The 18894-nt window shown below is 71.0% G+C and carries 15 protein-coding genes; 8 read left to right on the top strand and 7 right to left on the bottom strand.

Translation table 11 applies throughout. From position 1 onward, the window contains the following. A partial coding sequence (locus J7E93_RS22655) for an Rv3235 family protein (RefSeq protein WP_374105420.1) occupies window positions 1-420 on the top strand: 420 nt, incomplete at its 5' end. Between the two features lie 76 nt (window positions 421-496). Here J7E93_RS22655 and secA read toward each other — a convergent pair. After that, complete coding sequence (gene secA, locus J7E93_RS22650) at window positions 497-3307, bottom strand: preprotein translocase subunit SecA (RefSeq protein ID WP_215071764.1); 2811 nt, start codon at window positions 3305-3307, stop codon at window positions 497-499. Between the two features lie 238 nt (window positions 3308-3545). Between secA and J7E93_RS22645 the strand changes: the two genes are divergently transcribed. Further along, window positions 3546-4118: a GNAT family N-acetyltransferase gene (locus J7E93_RS22645; protein ID WP_215071763.1), complete on the top strand. Its 573-nt coding sequence runs from the start codon at window positions 3546-3548 to the stop codon at window positions 4116-4118. 185 nt (window positions 4119-4303) lie between these two features. Next, a complete protein-coding gene (locus J7E93_RS22640) occupies window positions 4304-5467 on the top strand; it encodes a winged helix-turn-helix domain-containing protein (RefSeq protein WP_215071762.1) in 1164 nt (387 codons plus the stop codon). Between the two features lie 4 nt (window positions 5468-5471). Here the strand turns inward: J7E93_RS22640 and J7E93_RS22635 are convergent, their stop codons facing one another. From J7E93_RS22635 to mtrA, 6 genes are all read right to left on the bottom strand, one after another. Then, entirely contained in the window at window positions 5472-6227 is a 756-nt protein-coding gene (locus J7E93_RS22635) for a response regulator transcription factor (protein WP_215071761.1), read from the bottom strand. Between the two features lie 208 nt (window positions 6228-6435). Then, a complete protein-coding gene (gene hpf, locus J7E93_RS22630; protein ID WP_374105421.1) occupies window positions 6436-7116 on the bottom strand; it encodes a ribosome hibernation-promoting factor, HPF/YfiA family in 681 nt (226 codons plus the stop codon). 330 nt (window positions 7117-7446) lie between these two features. Beyond that, on the bottom strand, window positions 7447-8202 hold the full coding sequence (locus J7E93_RS22625) for a ComF family protein (protein WP_215071759.1): 756 nt from the start codon (window positions 8200-8202) through the stop codon (window positions 7447-7449). Between the two features lie 61 nt (window positions 8203-8263). Continuing rightward, window positions 8264-10150 carry an LpqB family beta-propeller domain-containing protein gene (locus J7E93_RS22620; RefSeq protein ID WP_374105419.1) on the bottom strand — a complete coding sequence of 629 codons (1887 nt, stop codon included), beginning with the start codon at window positions 10148-10150 and terminating at the stop codon, window positions 8264-8266. After that, entirely contained in the window at window positions 10140-12170 is a 2031-nt protein-coding gene (gene mtrB / locus J7E93_RS22615) for an MtrAB system histidine kinase MtrB (RefSeq protein ID WP_215071758.1), read from the bottom strand. Before mtrB ends, J7E93_RS22620 begins: the two co-directional genes overlap by 11 nt. A gap of 1 nt (window position 12171) precedes the next feature. Further along, window positions 12172-12849 (bottom strand): two-component system response regulator MtrA, encoded by a 678-nt coding sequence (mtrA, locus tag J7E93_RS22610; protein ID WP_010356958.1) that lies wholly within the window; start codon window positions 12847-12849, stop codon window positions 12172-12174. A 523-nt stretch (window positions 12850-13372) separates the two neighbouring features. Here mtrA and J7E93_RS22605 point away from each other — a divergent pair. From J7E93_RS22605 to J7E93_RS22585, 5 genes are read left to right on the top strand one after another with little or no spacing between them, the layout of a single operon-like run. Beyond that, the gene (locus tag J7E93_RS22605) at window positions 13373-14578 is read left to right on the top strand and encodes a hypothetical protein (RefSeq protein WP_215071757.1); all 1206 of its coding nucleotides are present in this window, start codon (window positions 13373-13375) and stop codon (window positions 14576-14578) included. Window positions 14579-14582: 4 nt separating this feature from the next. Further along, window positions 14583-15269 (top strand): DUF4129 domain-containing protein, encoded by a 687-nt coding sequence (locus tag J7E93_RS22600; RefSeq protein WP_374105418.1) that lies wholly within the window; start codon window positions 14583-14585, stop codon window positions 15267-15269. Further along, window positions 15266-16477, top strand: coding sequence for a DUF4350 domain-containing protein (locus J7E93_RS22595; protein WP_215071756.1), 1212 nt, complete (start codon window positions 15266-15268; stop codon window positions 16475-16477). Before J7E93_RS22600 ends, J7E93_RS22595 begins: the two co-directional genes overlap by 4 nt. Continuing rightward, the gene (locus tag J7E93_RS22590; RefSeq protein WP_215071755.1) at window positions 16474-17457 is read left to right on the top strand and encodes a MoxR family ATPase; all 984 of its coding nucleotides are present in this window, start codon (window positions 16474-16476) and stop codon (window positions 17455-17457) included. Before J7E93_RS22595 ends, J7E93_RS22590 begins: the two co-directional genes overlap by 4 nt. Window positions 17458-17469: 12 nt before the next feature. Next, window positions 17470-18780, top strand: coding sequence for a DUF58 domain-containing protein (locus tag J7E93_RS22585; protein ID WP_215071754.1), 1311 nt, complete (start codon window positions 17470-17472; stop codon window positions 18778-18780). Window positions 18781-18894 lie beyond the last annotated feature (114 nt).

The raw sequence follows: 18894 nt of genomic DNA, 5'->3' as shown, positions 1-18894 counted from the left end.
GCGACCCCCACCGGCCCGGCCCGCCTGCCGAGCGCCACACGCCCTCGTACGGCGCCCCGGGCCCTTCCCCCGCACGCGGTCTTCGCGGAGCGCCTGCTGGCCGTCCTGAGCGGCGAGCGGCCCGTCCACTGGATGCTCGGCCAGACCGTCGGCGAGGCGTACGAACAGCTCGTCCAGCTCGCCCCGCAAAGCCCGCTCAGGACCCACGGCGCCCGCCCGGTGATCCGCCGCTGCGCCGTCCAGCCGCGACCGGGCGCCGTCGAGGCCTTCGCGGTCATCGCCGTCGGCGGAGGCTGGGTGAGGGCCATGGCGTTCCGCCTGGAGCAAGGGGCCGACCGCCGCTGGCGCTGCGCCGCGATCGAGCTGGACGGCCTCCACGCGCGCGTGCCCGCCCAGGGCCGCCCCGCAGCCCGGACATGACGGGGGACATGACTGGGGGGACATGACGGAGGGGCCGGCCACCTCACCAGGTGCCCGGCCCCTTTGATCGTCCGTCCTACTTCTTGCGGCGCCGACCGCCGCTGCTCTTCTGCGCCTTGCGGCGCTCCGCGCGCGTCAGACCGTCGCCACCGGCGGCGTCGTCGCTGATGAAATCACCCTCGACGATGCTGCCCTCGCCGTCCACCTTGGGAGCGGTGAAGTGCAGGCGGTCCGGCCGCTGCGGGGCCTCAAGACCCTTGGCGCGGATCTCCGGGCGCCCGGCACCGGCCACAGCGGCGGGCGCCTCCTTGCTGAGCGAGGGGACCGCGTCCTGCACCGGGACCTCCTCGACCTGCTGCTCGACCTGGACCTCCAGGTTGAACAGGTAGCCGACGGACTCCTCCTTGATGCCCTCCATCATCGCGGTGAACATGTCGAAGCCCTCGCGCTGGTACTCGACCAGCGGGTCCTTCTGCGCCATCGCGCGCAGGCCGATGCCCTCCTGGAGGTAGTCCATCTCGTAGAGGTGCTCGCGCCACTTGCGGTCGAGCACGGAGAGGACGACCCGGCGCTCCAGCTCACGCATGATGTCCGAGCCGAGCGACTTCTCACGGGCTTCGTACTGCTCGTGGATGTCGTCCTTGACGGACTCGGCGATGAACTCGGCGGTGATGCCCGCACGGTCGCCGGCCGCCTCCTCCAGCTCCTCCACGGTGACCTTCACCGGGTAGAGCTGCTTGAACGCGGTCCACAGCCGGTCGAGGTCCCACTCCTCCGCGAAGCCCTCGGCGGTCTCCTGGCGGATGTAGTCGTCGATCGTGTCGTCCATGAAGTGACGGATCTGCTCGTGCAGGTCCTCGCCCTCCAGGACGCGGCGGCGCTCACCGTAGATGACCTCGCGCTGGCGGTTGAGGACCTCGTCGTACTTCAGGACGTTCTTACGCGTCTCGAAGTTCTGGGTCTCCACCTGGGACTGCGCGGAGGCGATGGCGCGGGTGACCATCTTGTTCTCGATCGGGACGTCGTCCGGCACGTTGGCCATGGCCATGACGCGCTCGACCATCTGGGCCTTGAACAGGCGCATCAGGTCGTCGCCGAGGGAGAGGTAGAAGCGGGACTCGCCCGGGTCGCCCTGACGGCCGGAACGGCCGCGCAGCTGGTTGTCGATACGGCGCGACTCGTGGCGCTCCGTGCCGAGCACGTACAGCCCGCCGAGCGACTTGACCTCCTCGAACTCCGCCTTGACGGCCTTCTCGGCGCGCTCCAGGGCGTCGGGGAGGGCCGCGGCCCACTCCTCGGCGTGCTCGACCGGGTCCAGCCCGGCCTGGCGCAGCTCCGCCTCGGCGAGGTCGTCCGGGTTGCCGCCGAGCTTGATGTCGGTGCCTCGGCCGGCCATGTTCGTCGCGACGGTGACGGCGCCCTTACGGCCGGCCTGGGCGACGATCGTCGCCTCCCGGTCGTGCTGCTTGGCGTTGAGCACCTCGTGCTGGATGCCGCGCTTGGAGAGCTGCTGCGAGAGGTACTCGGACTTCTCGACCGACGTCGTACCGACGAGGATCGGCTGGCCCTTCTCGTGCTTCTCCGCGATGTCGTCGACGACGGCCGCGAACTTGGCGACCTCGGTGCGGTAGATCAGGTCCGACTGGTCCTTGCGGACCATCGGCTTGTTCGTCGGGATCGGGACGACACCGAGCTTGTAGATCTGGTGGAACTCGGCGGCCTCGGTCATGGCCGTACCGGTCATGCCGGAGAGCTTGTCGTAGAGGCGGAAGAAGTTCTGGAGGGTGATCGTGGCGAGCGTCTGGTTCTCGTCCTTGATGTCCACCCCTTCCTTCGCCTCGATCGCCTGGTGCATGCCCTCGTTGTAGCGGCGGCCGGCGAGGATACGGCCGGTGTGCTCGTCGACGATCATGACTTCGCCGTCGATGACGACGTAGTCCTTGTCCTTCTTGAAGAGTTCCTTGGCCTTGATGGCGTTGTTCAGGTAGCCGACGAGGGGGGTGTTCACCGACTCGTAGAGGTTGTCGATGCCGAGCCAGTCCTCGACCTTGGCGACGCCGGACTCGTGGATGCCGACGGTCCGCTTCTTCTCGTCGACCTCGTAGTCGCCGGTCTCCTCGATGCCCTTCAGCGCGTTTCCGGCCTCACCCCTGGTGAGGCGGGTCACCAGCTTCGCGAAGTCGCCGTACCACTTCGTGGCCTGGTCGGCCGGGCCGGAGATGATCAGCGGCGTACGGGCCTCGTCGACCAGGATGGAGTCGACCTCGTCGACACAGGCGTAGTTGTGGCCGCGCTGGACGAGCTCGTCCTTGGACCACGCCATGTTGTCGCGCAGGTAGTCGAAACCGAACTCGTTGTTCGTGCCGTACGTGATGTCACAGGCGTACTGCTCACGGCGCTGGGCCGGAGTCATGTTCGCCAGGATGCAGCCGACGGACAGGCCCAGGAACTTGTGGACCCGGCCCATCAGCTCGGAGTCGCGCTCGGCGAGGTAGTCGTTGACCGTGATCAGGTGCACGCCCTTGCCGGAGAGCGCGTTCAGATACGCGGGAAGCGTGCCGACGAGGGTCTTGCCCTCACCGGTCTTCATCTCGGCCACGTAGCCGAGGTGGAGGGCCGCGCCGCCCATCAGCTGGACGTCGTAATGGCGCTGGCCGAGGACGCGCTTGGCGCCCTCGCGGACGGTCGCGAAGGCCTCGGGGAGCAGGTCGTCGAGGCTCTCACCGTCGGCGTACCGCTGCTTGTACTCCTCGGTGAGCGCCCGCAACTCGGCGTCGGAGAGGTTGACGAAGTCCTCTTCGATGGAGTTGACCTGGTCCGCGATGCGGTGCAGTTTGCGCAGGATCTTGCCTTCGCCTGCACGCATGAGCTTGTTGAAGACGGACACTGAGGCTGGTCTCCTTGCCGGTCGGGCCTGGCACTGGGTCTTGTCATGACTCGGGCGCGGGCACGGCAGGTGGTCCCCACCGCAACGGCCATCGTAAGCGAGACCGCCGCCGCGTCGGGAGGCCCGCAGTGCCGGAGGACCACTGCCGCCCCCAAAGAGAACGCACGAGGTGCGTGGAAGGTGCCGCCGGGTCCGAAAAGTGTTCGCGTCCGCGGGCCCGGGTCACCACAATCCCGTCATGGAGCCGATCACCTTGACCACGGACCGCCTGAGGCTGCGCCCCTTCGTTCCGGAGGACGTGGCGGCGGTCTTCGCCGCCTGCCAGGACCCCGACATCCAGCGCTGGACGACGGTGCCCTCGCCGTACACCCACCAGGACGCCTCGTACTTCCTGGACCGGATCGTGCCGGAGGGATGGCGCGACGACCTGGAGTACACCTTCGCCGTCGAACCCATGGACGGCGGGCCGCTGATCGCCGCGGCAGGACTGCACGACCGCGGTCCGGGCGTCCGGGAGGTCGGGTTCTGGGTCGCGAAGGAGCACCGCGCCCGGGGCTACATGACGGAGGCCGTGGGCGCGCTGGCCCGATGGGCCTTCACCGAGGGGGGCTGTCACCGTCTGGTGTGGCGCGCGGAGATCGGCAACGTGGGCTCGCGCACGGTGGCCGAGCGGAGCGGATTCCGGATGGAGGGCGTCCAGCGGGCGGGCCTCCCCAACAAGGGCACGCTCCGGGACTGCTGGGTGGCCTCCCTGCTCCCGTCCGACCTGGGCCTGCCGAGCCCGCTGCCGTATCTGCCGGCCGAAGGCTGAAGGGCGCCCCGGCCGGGACCGGCGGCGCCGGGGACCGCCTTGGTGCAAGGCCGGCCGGGCTGCCCGGTCCGATGGGCGCTCCGCCCGGCCCGGGGCCGCCCGCTGCGAGGCCAGCCGAGGCGGGGCCGGGTCCGGCTGTGACAAGCCCGGTCCGGTTGTCAGTGGCGCCCTCTAGGGTGCCGACCATGACGACTGCGCCGCCGCCCGTTGCCGAACTGTCCGCCGACGAAGCCCGCCGCATCGCGCTGCGCGCCCAGGGATTCCTGGGCGCGCCCGACCGGCGGGCCGGTGTGCGTGGTGTGCTGCGGCACCTCGGCCAGGTCCAGCTCGACACGATCTCCGTCCTGGCGCGCTCGCACGAGCTCATCCCGTACGCACGGCTGGGTGCGGTGGGCCGTACGACGGTCGAGGACGCGTACTGGACCGAGGGGCACGCCTTCGAGTACTGGTCGCACGCGGCCTGCATCCTGCCGGTCGAGGAGTGGCCGCTCTTCGCCTTCCGCCGCCGCGCCTACCGCGATCGCCCGCACTGGCACCACGACCTGCCGGACGGTGCGTACGACGCGGTGATCAAGCAGCTGCGGGCGGAGGGTCCGCAGACGGCGACGGAGCTCGGCGGCGCGAAGAACAAGGGCGAATGGTGGGACTGGTCCGAATCGAAGATCGCCGTCGAGCGGGCGCTGATGTACGGCGAGGTGGTGTGCACCGAGCGGCGCGGCTGGAAGCGGGTCTACGACCTGGCCGAGCGGGCGATCCCGGAGGCGCTGCTCCACGACGATCTGGACGACACCGAGTGCCTGCGGCGGCTGGTGCGGCAGGCGGGCGAGGCGCTGGGGGTGGGGACGCGTGCGGACATCGCCGACTACCACCGGATCAAGGGCGAGGCCTTCGACGCGGTGGTCGAGGCCTCCGGGCTCGTCCCGGTCACGGTGGCCGGCTGGGCCAAGCCGGCCTGGGCCGACCCGGCGGCGCTGGCGACCGAGCCGCGCGGTCGGCACCGTACGACGCTGCTGTCGCCGTTCGACTCGCTGATCTGGGAGCGGGCGCGCACCGAACGGATCTTCGGCTTCACGCACCGCCTGGAGGCGTACGTCCCGAAGCAGAAGCGGGTGCACGGCTACTTCGCGATGCCGCTGCTCGCGGGCGGCCGGCTCCTCGGCCGGGTCGATCCGGCCCGTGAGGGCAGGACGCTGGTGGCCAAGCAGGTGTCCCTGGACTCGGTGCAGGCGGTCGAGCCGATGGCGCGGGCGCTGCGGGAGGCGGCCGAGTGGGTGGGCTGCGACACGGTACGGATCGAGCGGGCGGACCGCCCGGAGCTGGCCGCCCCCCTCACCGCGGCGCTCGCCTGACGGCCTACCTGATCTCGAGGATCTTCTCCCGCATCGCGTAGACGACCGCCTCCATCCGGGAGTGCAGCTGCAGCTTCTCCAGGATGTTGCGGACGTGGTTCTTCACGGTGTTCTCGGAGATGAACAATTCCTTGGCGATGTCCCGGTTGTTCATCCCGGTCGCCACGAGCTTGAGGACTTCCAGCTCGCGGTCGGTCAGCCGGGGCGCGGGTACGAGCCGACGCTCGTCGGTCCGCTGGATCATCGACTTGAACTCGGTGAGGAGCTTGGACGCCATCGACGGGCTGATCTGCGACTGGCCGTCGGCCACGGCGCGAATGGCGGTGGCGACCTCGTCGGTGGAGATCTCCTTGAGGAGATAACCGGTCGCGCCCGCCTTGATCGCGTCGTAGAGATCGGCCTCCTCGTCGCTGATCGTCAGCATGATGATCTTCGCGCTGGGGGCCACCTCCTTGATGGAGGTGCAGGCCTCGATACCGCCGCGCTTCGGCATACGGACATCCATCAGCACGATATCCGGCAGCAGATCGGCTGCCTTGTCCACGGCCTCGGCCCCGTCACCGGCCTCGCCGACGACCTGGATGTCCTCCTCCTGGGCGAGGACGATCTCCAGGCCCCGCCGGAAAAGGGCATGGTCGTCCACCACGAGGACCCGGATGGGCTCCCGGCGGGTCTCGCCGTTGTCCGAATCCGATCCCTCCGGGGTAGCCGCGCAATCGGGCTCCCGCCCGCTGTGCACCGGCCCGAAGCTGTCCGCCATCGTTCCTCCCCCTGAAGGCCGTGGCCTGAATTCGTGGTCGGTCCTCCAACCAGTGCTCTTGGAGCAGTGGTTGGCGTGCACGCCATGATTTCATGCCCGGACGGCAGCGTGGTGATCCCGTGGTCGCACGGGGGTGCCCCTGGGGGGCGCAAGGGGCGCTCCAGGGGCACCGTGACGGACAAGTGGATGGGGTGTGTGCGGCTGCGGGTCAGCCGCCGAGGGCACCACCGGCACCGCCGCCTTCGGCGAGCGGGTCACTCTCCAAATGGATGACGCCGTAGTCGTACGCGTGTCGCCGGTAGACGACACTCGGCTGCTTGTTGTCGGAGTCGACGAACAGATAGAAGTCGTGCCCGACCAGCTCCATCTCGTAGAGCGCCTGGTCGAGTGTCATGGGAGCGGCCCGGTGGGTCTTCTCGCGGACCACCAGCGGCCCTTCGCCCTGCACTTCGAGCGAGCCCATCATCGTGGTGGGCACCGCCTGGGTCTCCTCACCCACGGGCTGGCCGCTTCCGTTCAGCTGGGCGACGCCCGGCACCACGTCGGCGACCTCGGCCGCCGAGAGCCTGCCGCTGCCACGGCGGGTGTGCCGCTTGTCGTGCTGCTTGCGCAGTCGTGCCTCCAGCTTGTCGCTGGCGAGGTCGAGCGCTGCGTACGGGTCGCCTGCTGCCGCTTCCGCCCGGATCACCGGGCCTCGGGAGTGGAGGGTGATCTCCACACGGTCGGACCTGTCGGCCTGCCGCGGGTTGTGCTCCTTGGACACCTCGACGTCGAGGCTGATCACCTTGCCGTCGAGCTTCTGGATCTTCTCCAGCTTCAGCTTCTCGGCCACGTGCTTGCGGAACCGCTCGGGCACCTCGGTCTTGCGGCCCTTGACGACGATGTCCACGCAGAACTCCGTTCCCGGATCGCTCAGGACGGCTCCTGGGCCGCTGAGCATCTCCCTTTGCACCAGACTCCGGTGAATGCCGGAGCCTCGGACTTGGCGACTTTCACCTCCTCCTCCCCAGTCGGCAAGATCCCCACCCCACCAACCTGAGGTTAATTCGCCTTGAACTCCTGTCCTGTAGGCGCACCCGTGCATTCGGTGAGGCGTAGCATTCGCCATTCCTCACAACCGAACATAGCTCGTTCGGCCGGGTGTCGGCACCCGCTGCCGCCACTTACCTCCGTTCGGGTGTTCTCACCTCTTACCACCTGCAACGACGCAAGATCCCGGTCAGTTCCGGTTTATTTCGAACGACGTGGGAGAGCATGCGACTACAGCCGCCGCCGGCTGTACGAATCGTGTTTCCGTCACGCCCCCGCGCAATCCCGGAATGCCCGGCGGACGCACGGCACGCAGTGCCCGCGCGGCCTCGGCGAGCGAGGCCCCCGTGGTCATCAGATCGTCCACCAGCACCACCCGCCCGTCCGCGACGAGCCGCTCGCCACCCGCCACGACCTCCAGCGCCCCGGCCAGGTTGGCAAGCCGCCCACGGGCACCGAGCCCCGCCTGGTCGGCCACCGTCCGGCGCTGACGCAGCACCGGAATCACCCGGGCGGCCCGCCCCCGACGGCGCAACCGGCCCGCCGCGGCCATGGCGATCCGCCGGGTCGGATCATGTCCACGCGCCCGCACCGAGCGCCGCGAGGAGGGCACCGGTACGAGGAGAAGGGGACCGCCCTCGCAGTCGCCCCAGCACCCCGCAGCGGCCTCCACGGCGGCGGCCAGCGCGGAGCCCAGGGGTCCGGCGAGGGGAAGCGCGCCCCGCTCCTTGTGGGCGAGGAGCACGGACCGTACGGCATCGGCGTAAGGCGCCACAGCGTGCACCGCCGGCAGTCCGGCCGGCTCGGGAACGGGACGGACACGGCGCGGCCCGGGTCCTTCCAACTCCGCCCGGCACGACGGACACAGCTCGCTGCGCGGTCTGCCGCAGCCCCCGCAGGCGACCGGCAGCACCAATCCGGCGATCTCGCGCCACCACCCCCGCATGGATCCACTGTCCTCCCGCCGGCCCCCCGCTGCCACCCCTGTGGACAACGCCGGCCAGGGGTCAGCCCGGGTAGACCGGCGAGGAACCCAGGACCTTGACCATCCGCTGCCAGTTCGCGCCCGCCATCAGCCGGACGATGCCGTCGTTGCCCGAATCCGCCACCACCGGAGCACGGTCGTCGTGCGGAGCGGACACCGCGGTCACCCCGTTCACACCCGGCAGGACCGAGGTCGCCGAGGTGGCCCCGTCCGTCTGGACGTAACGGATCTGCTGCACGCCGTCGGCCTCCTTGCCGACCACGACCAGCCTGCTCGGCCCCGCCCAGGACACGGCCGTGACCGTCTCCATCCGCGGCGCCACGGGCTGCAGGTCCACGACCGACACTGCCTGCCCCGGGCCGGTCTCACGCTCCACCCGACCGATCCTCAGAGTGGTGCCGCCGTCCTTCTCCTTCAGCAGGAGAGCGATCCGCACGCCGTCGGCGGAGACCCGCAGGGACTCGACGCGGGCCCCGTCCGTCAGCCAGGGCGCACGCACCTCGACGGGCTCGCCCTCACCGTCCGGCACCATCCACAGGCGTGGCTTCACGGGGTCGCGGTCGGCCACCCACAGATCGCCCCGGCCGTCCCAGCTCGGGGCGGACAACCGGTCCTCGGGCCGGACCGCGCGACTCGTCACGAGCGCGGGGCGGAGGTCCTGGTCGGACAGGATCGACGCCACGCGCAGCTCCTTGCCGTCCTTGCTCACGCCGGCCGCCCGGCTCTCGTCACGGTCCACGGCGACCGAGCGCAGCGGCATCTCACCCTTGCCGAACGGCCCCAGCGTCTCGTCCGCCGGCGTGTCCGCCTTGCCGCCGACCGGCATCGCCATCAGCGTGCCGTTCTCGTCGACGAAGAACGGGTTCTCCGCCCTGCCCGAGTCACGCACCGCCGCGAACTCCTCCGCCTGCGCCTTGGACAGCACGCACAGCCGATCGCCGTCGGCCCGCTGCAGCTCCACCTGCTCGACCCGAACGGACGTCAGCCCGCCCAGGGTGAACAGCAACTGAGCCGCCATCCGCCGGCACACCTCGCCGCCCACGTGGTCGGCCTTGGCGTTGAGCGGCACCTTCAGCGTGGACTGGTCGTCCGTCGCGAGCGAGGTGACGCCCTCCTTCAGCTGCGTACCGGAGGGGAAACGCGAATCGACCGAAGGCTTCAGCCAGTTCGTCGGCCCCTCCAGCAGCGCCTTGACGGTCTGGGTCACCGGATCCATCCGCGTCACCGGGTCCTGCCGCTGCCGGATGAAGACCGGGTCGGCGACGACCCAGTCCTCTCCCGACGCGAAGTAGTACTTGTTGACGGAGCGGTAGTTGCGCTGGAAGTCGGCCTCGCTCAGCACCAGACCCGGCGGCAGGTGGTCGATGCGCCACTCCTTGCCCTTGCCGTCGGCGGCGGGCTGCTGCACCACGTGGATGAAGTCCTTGTACTCCACGGGGTTGACCGGACGGTAGGCGTGCCGGGAGTCCACGGTCGCGATGTGACGGCCGCGGATCGGGTAGGACCGCCCCTGGTTCTCGGGGTCGGCCAGACGTTCGGCCTGCTTGCGGTCGGGGGCGGTGGTGAGCACCGTGATGCTCTGCGCCGGCCTCCAGGTGCGCGCGGCCTGCTTCGTCAGATACGTCCGCGCCGTGGCGAAGCCGGGGTCGTCACTGGTCATGGCCTCCAGGAAGCCGTCGACGATCTCGTCGGGCTCGGCGTTCTCCCGCGGCTGCACCGCGTACACCCGGACCTGCGAGTCGCCCGGATGGGACGCCTTCACGCTCCGTACGTCCCCGCTGTCGGGCATCGTCGCGCAGCCGGCCATCAGGAGCCCTGCGCAGGCCAGCAGCACACTCGTCCGCGCCCTGTGCCCGCCGGCCGTCCGCCCCCGCTTCCGCTTCCGCTTCCGTCGGACGTCAGCGCCCACGTGAACCGTCCTCCCCCTCGGCGTTCCTCGACGCCATCGCCTCACTGCTGTCGGCCTCGGCCGACGCCCTGGCCACCACCCGTGCGCCACTGCCGGGCAGGGCGGTGGGATCCGCGGTGGCCCGCGGCGCGGGCGGCATCCGCGGCGGTACGTGCAGGGCCGGACGCGGCGCGCCGGGCTGAACGGGCAGCGACACCCGGCGCGCCGCACCGTCCCGCGCCCGTTCTGCGGCCTGCTCCGCCGCCTGTCCTGCCGACTGCTCCCTATTGCGCCGTGAGTCCTCCGGTTCCAGGGGGATCGGGGACCCGCGCAACGGCTCGTCCGCCGTACGCGGCAGCGTGAGCCGGAACTGCGAGCCTCCCCCGGGCTCGCCCCATGCCTGGAGCCAGCCGCCGTGCAGCCGCGCGTCCTCCACCGCGATGGACAGGCCCAGACCCGTGCCGCCGGTGGTACGCGCGCGTGCCGGGTCGGCACGCCAGAACCGGTTGAAGACCCGGGTCGCCTCGCCCGGCTTGAGCCCCACGCCGTAGTCGCGCACGGCGATCGCGACGGCTCCGCCCGCGGCGGCCAGCTTGACGATGACGTCCTTGCCTTCACCGTGCTCCACGGCGTTGACGACGAGATTGCGCAGGACCCGCTCGACCCGCCGGGCGTCCGCCTCGGCCACCACCGGCTGCTCGTCACCGACGACCAGGATCCGGCCGCCCTTGCGCTCGGCGAGCGGCTCCGCGCCGCCGATCACCCGCCGTACGACCTGCCGCAGGTCTATCGGCTCGGCCTCCAGCGCCGCGGCTCCCGCGTCGAAGCGGCTGATCTCCAGCAGATCGGAGAGGAGCGACTCGAAGCGGTCGAGCTGGTCGCCGAGCAGCTCCGCGGAGCGCGCGGTGATCGGGTCGAAGTCGACGCGTGCCTCATGGATGACGTCCGCCGCCATCCGCACGGTCGTCAGCGGGGTCCGCAGCTCGTGCGACACGTCCGAGACGAACCGCCGCTGCATCCGGGAGAGGTCCTCCAGCTGCTGGATCTTGAGCTGGAGGCTCTGCGCCATCTTGTTGAAGGCCTCCCCGAGCCGGGCGATGTCGTCCTCGCCGGTGACCTTCATCCGCTCCTGCAGCCGGCCGGCCGAGAGCCGCTCGACGATCCCGGCCGCCATCCGCACCGGCGTGACGATCTGGCGCACCACCAGCCAGGCGATGGCCCCGAGCAGCACCACCACGAACAGCCCGGCCGTCGCCAGCGTGCCCTTGACCAGGGCGAGAGAGTCCCCTTCCTGCGCCAGAGGGAAGAGGTAGTACAGCTCGTACTGGGTGCCCTCGGCGTCGTTGAGCCGCTTGCCGACCACCAGGCCCGGCTCGGACCCCTTGCCGTTGGTGTAGTGGATCCGGGTGTACGTCTGGAAGGTGCCGGCCCCCTGGGCCACGGAGCGGCGCAGCTCACCGGGGATGCTGGTGGCGGGGTCGACCTCGCCCGATGCCCGGGCACCGCGGCTCGCGGCCCCGTCGGGCTCCTCCAGGGAGAGCGCGACCACGTTGAACGCGCTCTGGCCGCCGCTGGCGAGCTGCTCGACCAGCGTGGAGCGCCAGTTCACCGACGCGCCCGCCCGGCCGCCGTCCTGCTGGCCCGGAATGGACGGCGTGGTCGCCGCGCGGTCCTGCGCCGCCGAGAACCCTCCGGCCGCCTGGCTCTGAGCGGCCCTCTCCTTGGCGTCCAGGAGGCCGTTGCGCACCTGGCCGATGACGACCAGGCCGAGCAGCAGCACCACACCGAGCGACATGAGGAGGGTGCCCGCGACCACCCGCACCTGGATGTTCCGCCGCCACAGCCGTACGGCGGGCAGCAGCGGACGGCGTACCCAGCGCGCGAAGAGCCGGAGCACCGGGCCACCCGGTGCCCCGTCCTGGAGCAGCCGCCCGCCATGGAGCAGACGGCCGAATCGCGAGCCCCCCCGCCCCGGTCCGGCAGTCCGCCCCGACCGGACCCCCGGCTCGCCGGGCTTCGGAGCAGCACTGCCTGTACTCATGTCAGCTCGGCCCCGCCTTGTAACCGACACCGCGGACGGTCACCACGATCTCGGGGCGCTCGGGGTCCTTCTCGACCTTCGAGCGCAGCCGCTGGACGTGGACGTTCACCAGCCGGGTGTCGGCCGCGTGCCGGTAGCCCCAGACCTGCTCCAGCAGGACCTCGCGGGTGAACACCTGCCACGGCTTACGGGCCAGCGCGACGAGCAGATCGAACTCGAGCGGTGTCAGGGCGATGGACTGCCCGTCCCGCTTCACCGAGTGACCGGCCACATCGATGACCAGGTCGCCGATGGTGAGCTGCTCGGGCGCGGGCTCCTCCGACCTCCGCAGCCGCGCCCGGATACGGGCGACGAGCTCCTTCGGCTTGAACGGCTTGACGATGTAGTCGTCCGCCCCGGACTCGAGTCCCACGACCACGTCGACGGTGTCGCTCTTGGCCGTCAGCATGACGATGGGCACACCGGACTCGGCCCTGATGAGCCGGCACACCTCGATACCGTCCCTTCCGGGCAGCATGAGGTCCAGCAACACCAGGTCCGGCTTGGCCTCACGGAATGCGGCGAGCGCCTTGTCGCCGTCCGCTACGAACGACGGCTCGAACCCTTCACCCCGCAGCACGATCCCGAGCATCTCGGCCAGTGCGGTGTCGTCGTCGACGACAAGAACGCGTCCCTTCATATCGACATCATCCCATTTCCGTATCAGTCTCAAGGCGGCTGGTGAGATACCTCACCGGCCAGCGGCGACGTCCGTGATCGTCCACCGCCGGTCGCCCGTGTCCGTGGGTGCTGATGCCAGACATGGATGTCACCCCCGTAGCCCCCGTGGCTGAGCTGAACCGTACCCTGAGCAGCCTCACGTGGCCCATGGAGCCGCTCGGACCGCTTCCGGCCCCCCGCCCCGCGCTCCCCTCCTCCGCGCTCCGAGCGACGCCGATCCCCCTCCCCCTTCGCTCGCCCTCGCCGCGCACACCCTCGCCGGACCCGTCGCCGCGACGGTTTGGGCGCACTGATCAGACATCCACCCGGTCTGCCCCCCGGAGCCCGCACAATGAAGGGGAGAAGGAGACAGCTGCCCCCACCACCGGCGGGCCCCTCGTGGCACGATGGCTCCCGGCCCGCCGCTCCGAAAGGCGGTCGGCCGATGTGACCGCGCCGGCTCGCCGAACCGGCCCCGCGACCATTCCTCGAGGTGGACGACCGTGAACGACACTCCGGGCTGGACCTCGCCCGGATCTGCTCCCTCCGACGGCCAGGACGGTTCCGGGGTCCCCCGGCCCTCCACGCCCGGTGACGCGAACGGCTCCGCCCCTCAGTGGTCCAAGGATCAGCCGCCCGCCTGTCAGTGGTCCGCCCCCTCGGCCCCGGTCCCCGGCCAGGCCCCCGTCCCCCAGCCCGGTCAGGGATGGGGCGGCCCCGGCCGCCCCGGCGGCTGGGGCAAGCCGGCGGCCGCCAAGCCCGGTGTGATTCCGCTGCGCCCCCTCGGCATGGGCGAGATCCTCGACGGCGCGGTGTCGACGCTGCGTACGTACTGGCGCACGGTCCTCACCGTCTCCGTCACGGTCGCGGTGATCTCCCAGGTCGCCGAGATCCTGGCCCAGCGCTACCTCGTCCCAGCGCCGCCCGCGCTCAACCCGGACGCGACCCCCGCCGAGGAGCTCGACCATGCCCTGGACTCCCTGCGATCCAGCCTGATCGGCCTCGGCCCCGCGTTCCTCATCATGCTGATGGCCACGCTGGTCAGCGCCGCACTCCTCACCGTCGTCATCAGCCGTGCGGTCCTGGGCCGCCCGGTCTCCGTCGGTGCCGCCTGGCAGGAGGCCCGTCCCCGTCTGCTGCAGCTGCTCGGTCTGACCCTGCTGCTGCCGCTGATGAGCGCGGCGATCATGTTCGTCTGCATGCTGCCCGGGCTCCTGCTCGGCGATGAGGGTGGCGCCGCGCTCGCGGGCATCGGCGGGCTGGCGGGCTTCGTCCTCGTCATCTGGCTGATGATCCGTTTCAGCCTGTCGTCTCCCGCTCTGATGCTGGAGCGGCAGGGCGTCCTCCACTCGATGAAGCGTTCCGCCAAGCTGGTCCAGGGCGCGTGGTGGCGGATCTTCGGCATCACACTGCTGACGCAGCTGCTGATCTTCATCGTCGCGATGATCATCGCGATCCCGTTCGCCACCGTCGGGATCGCCGCCGACGGCGAGGGCTTCAGCGGCATCCTCTCCGGCTCCGACCCCGAGTTCGGCTGGGCGTTCCTGATCATCACCGGCATCGGCGGCGTGATCACCAGCTCGATCACCTACCCGATCTCCGCCGGCGTGACCGTGCTCCTCTACGTGGACCAGCGGATCCGCCGCGAGGCCCTGGACCTCGAACTCGCACGTGCCGCCGGTCTCCCCGGCTCCACGTCCGGGAGCTGATGCGGTGACGGCCACGGGGGGCACGTTCGCCGCGCGCGTGATGATCCGCGCCGACGACATTCCATTGGACACCCCGCGCGTACCCGCCAGGGAGGCGGCCGAGCGGGAGCTGTCCAAGCCGATGTACCACGAGAACGATCCCAACCTGCTCGAACGCGCTCTCGACCGCTTCTGGGAGTGGGTCGGCGAACTCTTCGACGCGGCCTCCGGCGCAACGCCCGGAGGTCTGCTCGGACTTCTCGCGATCGTCCTGGTGGCGCTCGCCCTGATCGCCGCGCTCTGGTGGCGTCTCGGCACCCCCCATCGGGTGCCCGCCACCGCGGACTCCCTCTTCGAGGACGGGCCGCGTACGGCCGACCAACACCGGACCGCCGCCGCCCGGCATGCCGCCGCGGGCCGCTGGAACCAGGCGCTCCAGGAACGGATGCGGGCCGTCGTCCGCTCCCTGGAGGAGCGCGCCCTGCTCGACCCGCGCCCCGGCCGGACAGCCGACGAGGCCGCCGCCGAGGCGGGCCGTTCCCTCCCGTCCCACGCGGACGAACTCCGTGCCGCCGCCCGCTCCTTCGACGACGTCACATACGGCGGCCGCACGGCCGACGCGCCCGCATACCGCCGCATCGAGGAGCTGGACGTGTCCCTGGAGCGGACCAGGCCCACTCTCGACACCGCCTCCGCGGGGGCACCCGAATGACCTTGCCGGCCTCCAGCCCCACCTCGACCTCGCTCGCTCCGCGCCAGATCTGGACCCGGGCCCGCGGTGTCCTCCTCGTCCTGGCGCTGGTCCTGATCGGCGGCATCGTCCTGGCGACCGTGCGTTCCGCCGACGCCCACGGCCGCCTCGACCCGCGCTCCGCCGACCCCGACGGCAGCCGAGCCGTCGCCGAGATCCTCAAGGCCCAGGGCGTCACCCTCCGCGTGGCCACCACCCTGGACGAGGCCACCGCCGCCGCGGATGCCGACACCACCCTTCTGGTCACCACCCCCGACCTCCTCACCGCCCGGCAGCAGAGCACCCTCCGCACCACCATGACCGCCTCCGGCGGCCGTACCGTCCTCCTGGGCGCCGGACTCTCCTCCGTCCCCACCCTGGCACCCGGCGTCGGCACCGCCACCAGCACCGCGGTACGGGTCCGTGAGCCCGGCTGCTCGCTGCCCGCCGCCGTCCGCGCCGGCAGCGTCGACATCGGCGGCGAGCGCTACACCACCGCCGCGAAGGGCGCCGATACCTGCTACCTCAGCGGCAGTCTGCCGACCCTGGTCAGCCTCAAGACCTCCGGCACCGGCGACACCGTCCTGCTCGGCTCTCCCGACATCCTCTACAACGATCGTCTCGACCAGCAGGGCAACGCCTCGCTCGCCCTTCAACTCCTCGGCTCCCGCCCGCATCTCGTCTGGTACCTCCCCTCCCTGTCCGATGTTTCCGCCACCGAGGGCGACCCCGAGAACGAGTCCCCGGACAGCACCGCCGACGGCTTCCTCGCTCTCGTCCCCTCGGGCTGGCTGTGGGGCACCCTCCAGCTCGCCGTCGCCGCCCTCCTGGCCGCGATCTGGCGGGGCCGGCGCCTCGGCCCCCTGGTGACCGAACCTCTTCCCGTGGCCATCCGCGCCTCGGAGGCCACCGAGGGCCGCGCCCGCCTCTATCGCAAGGCGAACGCCCGCGACCGCGCGGCGACCGTCCTGCGCACCGCGACCCGCACCCGGATCGCACCCCTCCTCGGCGTCCCTTCCCGGGACGCCCATTCCCCCGAGGCCCTGCTCCCCCCGCTCTCCGCCCGTCTCCCCGAGACCACCGCAGACCCCAGAGACCTTCTCTTCGGCCCGGCTCCCGCCGACGACACCACTCTCATCCGCCTGGCGGACCAACTCGACGCCCTCGAAAGAGAGGTACGCACCTCATGAGCGCCCCGACCCCCGAGACCCCTACGAACTCGGACAACGCCCGCGCCTCCCTGGAGGCGCTGCGCACCGAGATCGCGAAGGCCGTGGTCGGCCAGGACCCCGCCGTCACCGGACTCGTCGTCGCCCTTCTCTGCCGGGGCCACGTCCTCCTCGAAGGAGTCCCCGGCGTCGCCAAGACCCTCCTTGTCCGTGCGCTCGCCGCCGCTCTCGAACTCGACACCAAGCGCGTCCAGTTCACCCCTGATCTGATGCCGAGCGACATCACCGGCTCTCTGGTCTACGACGCCCGTACCGCCGAGTTCTCCTTCCAGCCGGGCCCGGTCTTCACCAACCTGCTGCTCGCCGACGAGATCAACCGCACGCCTCCCAAGACCCAGTCCTCGCTCCTCGAGGCGATGGAAGAGCGCCAGGTCACCGTCGACGGCACCCCTCGCCCGCTCCCCGACCCGTTCCTGGTCGCCGCGACGCAGAACCCGGTCGAGTACGAGGGCACCTACCCCCTCCCCGAGGCCCAGCTCGACCGCTTCCTGCTCAAGTTGACGGTCCCCCTGCCCTCCCGCGAGGACGAGATCAGCGTCCTGACCCGGCACGCCGACGGATTCAACCCCCGCGACCTGCAGGCCGCCGGAGTCCGCCCGGTCGCCGGTCCCGCCGAACTCGAGGCCGCCCGCGCCGCCGTCGCGAAGACCTCGGTCTCCCCCGAGATCGCCGGCTATGTCGTCGATATCTGCCGTGCCACGCGTGAATCCCCCTCTCTCACCCTCGGTGTCTCCCCCCGAGGGGCCACAGCGCTGCTCTCCACCGCCCGCGCCTGGGCCTGGCTCACCGGCCGGGACTACGTCACCCCCGACGATGTGAAGGCCCTGGCCCTCCCCACCCTGCGCCATCGCATCCAGCTGCGCCCCGAGGCCGAGATGGAAGGAGTCACCTCCGACTCCGTCATCAACTCGATCCTCGCCCACGTCCCCGTACCCCGCTGAGAACGGCGCCCCATGGCCCTCACCGGACGAACCGCACTGCTCGCCGCCCTCGGATCACTCCCCGTCGGCATCCTCGCCCCCAGCTGGACGGGGATGCTCGCCGTGAACGCGCCTCTCTCACTCGCAATTCTGTGCGACTACGCGATGGCCGCGCCAGTGCGAACGCTGCAGTTCACCCGAAGCGGTGACACAACAGTTCGACTGGGTGACGGCGCGGACGTACAGCTCACCGTCACCAACCCCTCCCGACGTCGCCTGCGCGCTCAGCTCCGCGATGCGTGGCCGCCCAGCAGCTGGGCCACGGGAACCGAGCAGGCCGCCTCCCGGAAGATTCTGACGGTGCCCGCCGACGAACGCCGACGGATCAGCACGGCCCTGCGCCCGACCCGCCGCGGCGATCGCCACGCGGAACGGATCACCGTCCGCTCATACGGCCCTCTCGGCCTGGCCGCCCGACAGGGCAGCCACAAGGTGCCCTGGACGGTCCGCGTACTGCCACCGTTCACGAGCCGGAAGCATCTGCCGTCACGGCTGGCGCGGCTCCGCGAACTCGACGGCCGCACCAGCGTCCTCACCCGCGGTGAAGGCACGGAATTCGACAGCCTGCGTGAGTACGTCCCCGGTGACGACACCCGCTCGATCGACTGGCGGGCCACCGCACGCCAGACCACGGTCGCCGTTCGCACCTGGCGCCCGGAGCGCGACCGTCACATCCTGATCGTCCTGGACACCGGTCGCACCTCGGCCGGACGCGTCGGCGACGTCCCCCGCCTCGACGCCGCGATGGATGCAGCACTGCTCCTCACGGCTCTCGCTTCGCGCGCGGGCGACCGCGTCGACCTCCTGGCCTACGACCGCCGCCTCCGCGCCCACGTACAGGGACGCCCTGCGGGTGACGTCCTGTCCGCGATGGTCAACGCTCTCGCCCCGATCGAGCCGGAGCTGGTGGAGACGGACGCCCGCGGTCTTGCAGCCACCGCGCTGGCACGGGCCCCGCGTCGTTCTCTTCTCGTTCTGCTCACCAGCCTCGACGCGGCCCCGATCGAGGAGGGTCTGCTGCCGGTCCTCCCCCAGCTCACGCAGCGCCACACGGTCCTGGTTGCCTCGGTCGCTGACCCGTACACCGCGGCGATGGCCGAGAGCCGGGGGACGGTCGACGGCGTCTACGCGGCCGCTGCCGCGGCTCAGGCTCAGGCTCAGCGCCACCGTACGGCGGACCAGCTCCACCGCCACGGCGTCACGGTCGTGGACGCCGCCCCTGACAATCTCGCGCCCGCTCTGGCGGACGCCTATCTCGCACTGAAGGCCGCCGGCCGCCTCTGACGTCGTACGGTGCGGGCTCCCAAGGGGCCCGCACCGATACCGGCAACGATTTTTCTTCCCCTGAACGCAGAAAAGCCCCGCACCATAAGGTGCGGGGCTTTCCCACAATGATTG

It is taken from the genome of Streptomyces sp. ISL-36 (genome assembly GCF_018614205.1).
Lineage (GTDB): Bacteria > Actinomycetota > Actinomycetes > Streptomycetales > Streptomycetaceae > Streptomyces.
Note: the sequence above shows the minus strand (reverse complement) of the source record. Positions and strands in the feature narration are given on the sequence as shown.

Coding starts and splice junctions, on each gene's coding strand:
- J7E93_RS22645 (WP_215071763.1), top strand. CDS start 3,546: ATGGAGCCGATCACCTTGACCACGGACCGCCTGAGGCTGCGCCCCTTC.
- J7E93_RS22640 (WP_215071762.1), top strand. CDS start 4,304: ATGACGACTGCGCCGCCGCCCGTTGCCGAACTGTCCGCCGACGAAGCC.
- J7E93_RS22635 (WP_215071761.1), bottom strand. CDS start 6,227: ATGGCGGACAGCTTCGGGCCGGTGCACAGCGGGCGGGAGCCCGATTGC.
- J7E93_RS22625 (WP_215071759.1), bottom strand. CDS start 8,202: ATGCGGGGGTGGTGGCGCGAGATCGCCGGATTGGTGCTGCCGGTCGCC.
- mtrB (WP_215071758.1), bottom strand. CDS start 12,170: ATGAGTACAGGCAGTGCTGCTCCGAAGCCCGGCGAGCCGGGGGTCCGG.
- mtrA (WP_010356958.1), bottom strand. CDS start 12,849: ATGAAGGGACGCGTTCTTGTCGTCGACGACGACACCGCACTGGCCGAG.
- J7E93_RS22595 (WP_215071756.1), top strand. CDS start 15,266: ATGACCTTGCCGGCCTCCAGCCCCACCTCGACCTCGCTCGCTCCGCGC.
- J7E93_RS22590 (WP_215071755.1), top strand. CDS start 16,474: ATGAGCGCCCCGACCCCCGAGACCCCTACGAACTCGGACAACGCCCGC.
- J7E93_RS22585 (WP_215071754.1), top strand. CDS start 17,470: ATGGCCCTCACCGGACGAACCGCACTGCTCGCCGCCCTCGGATCACTC.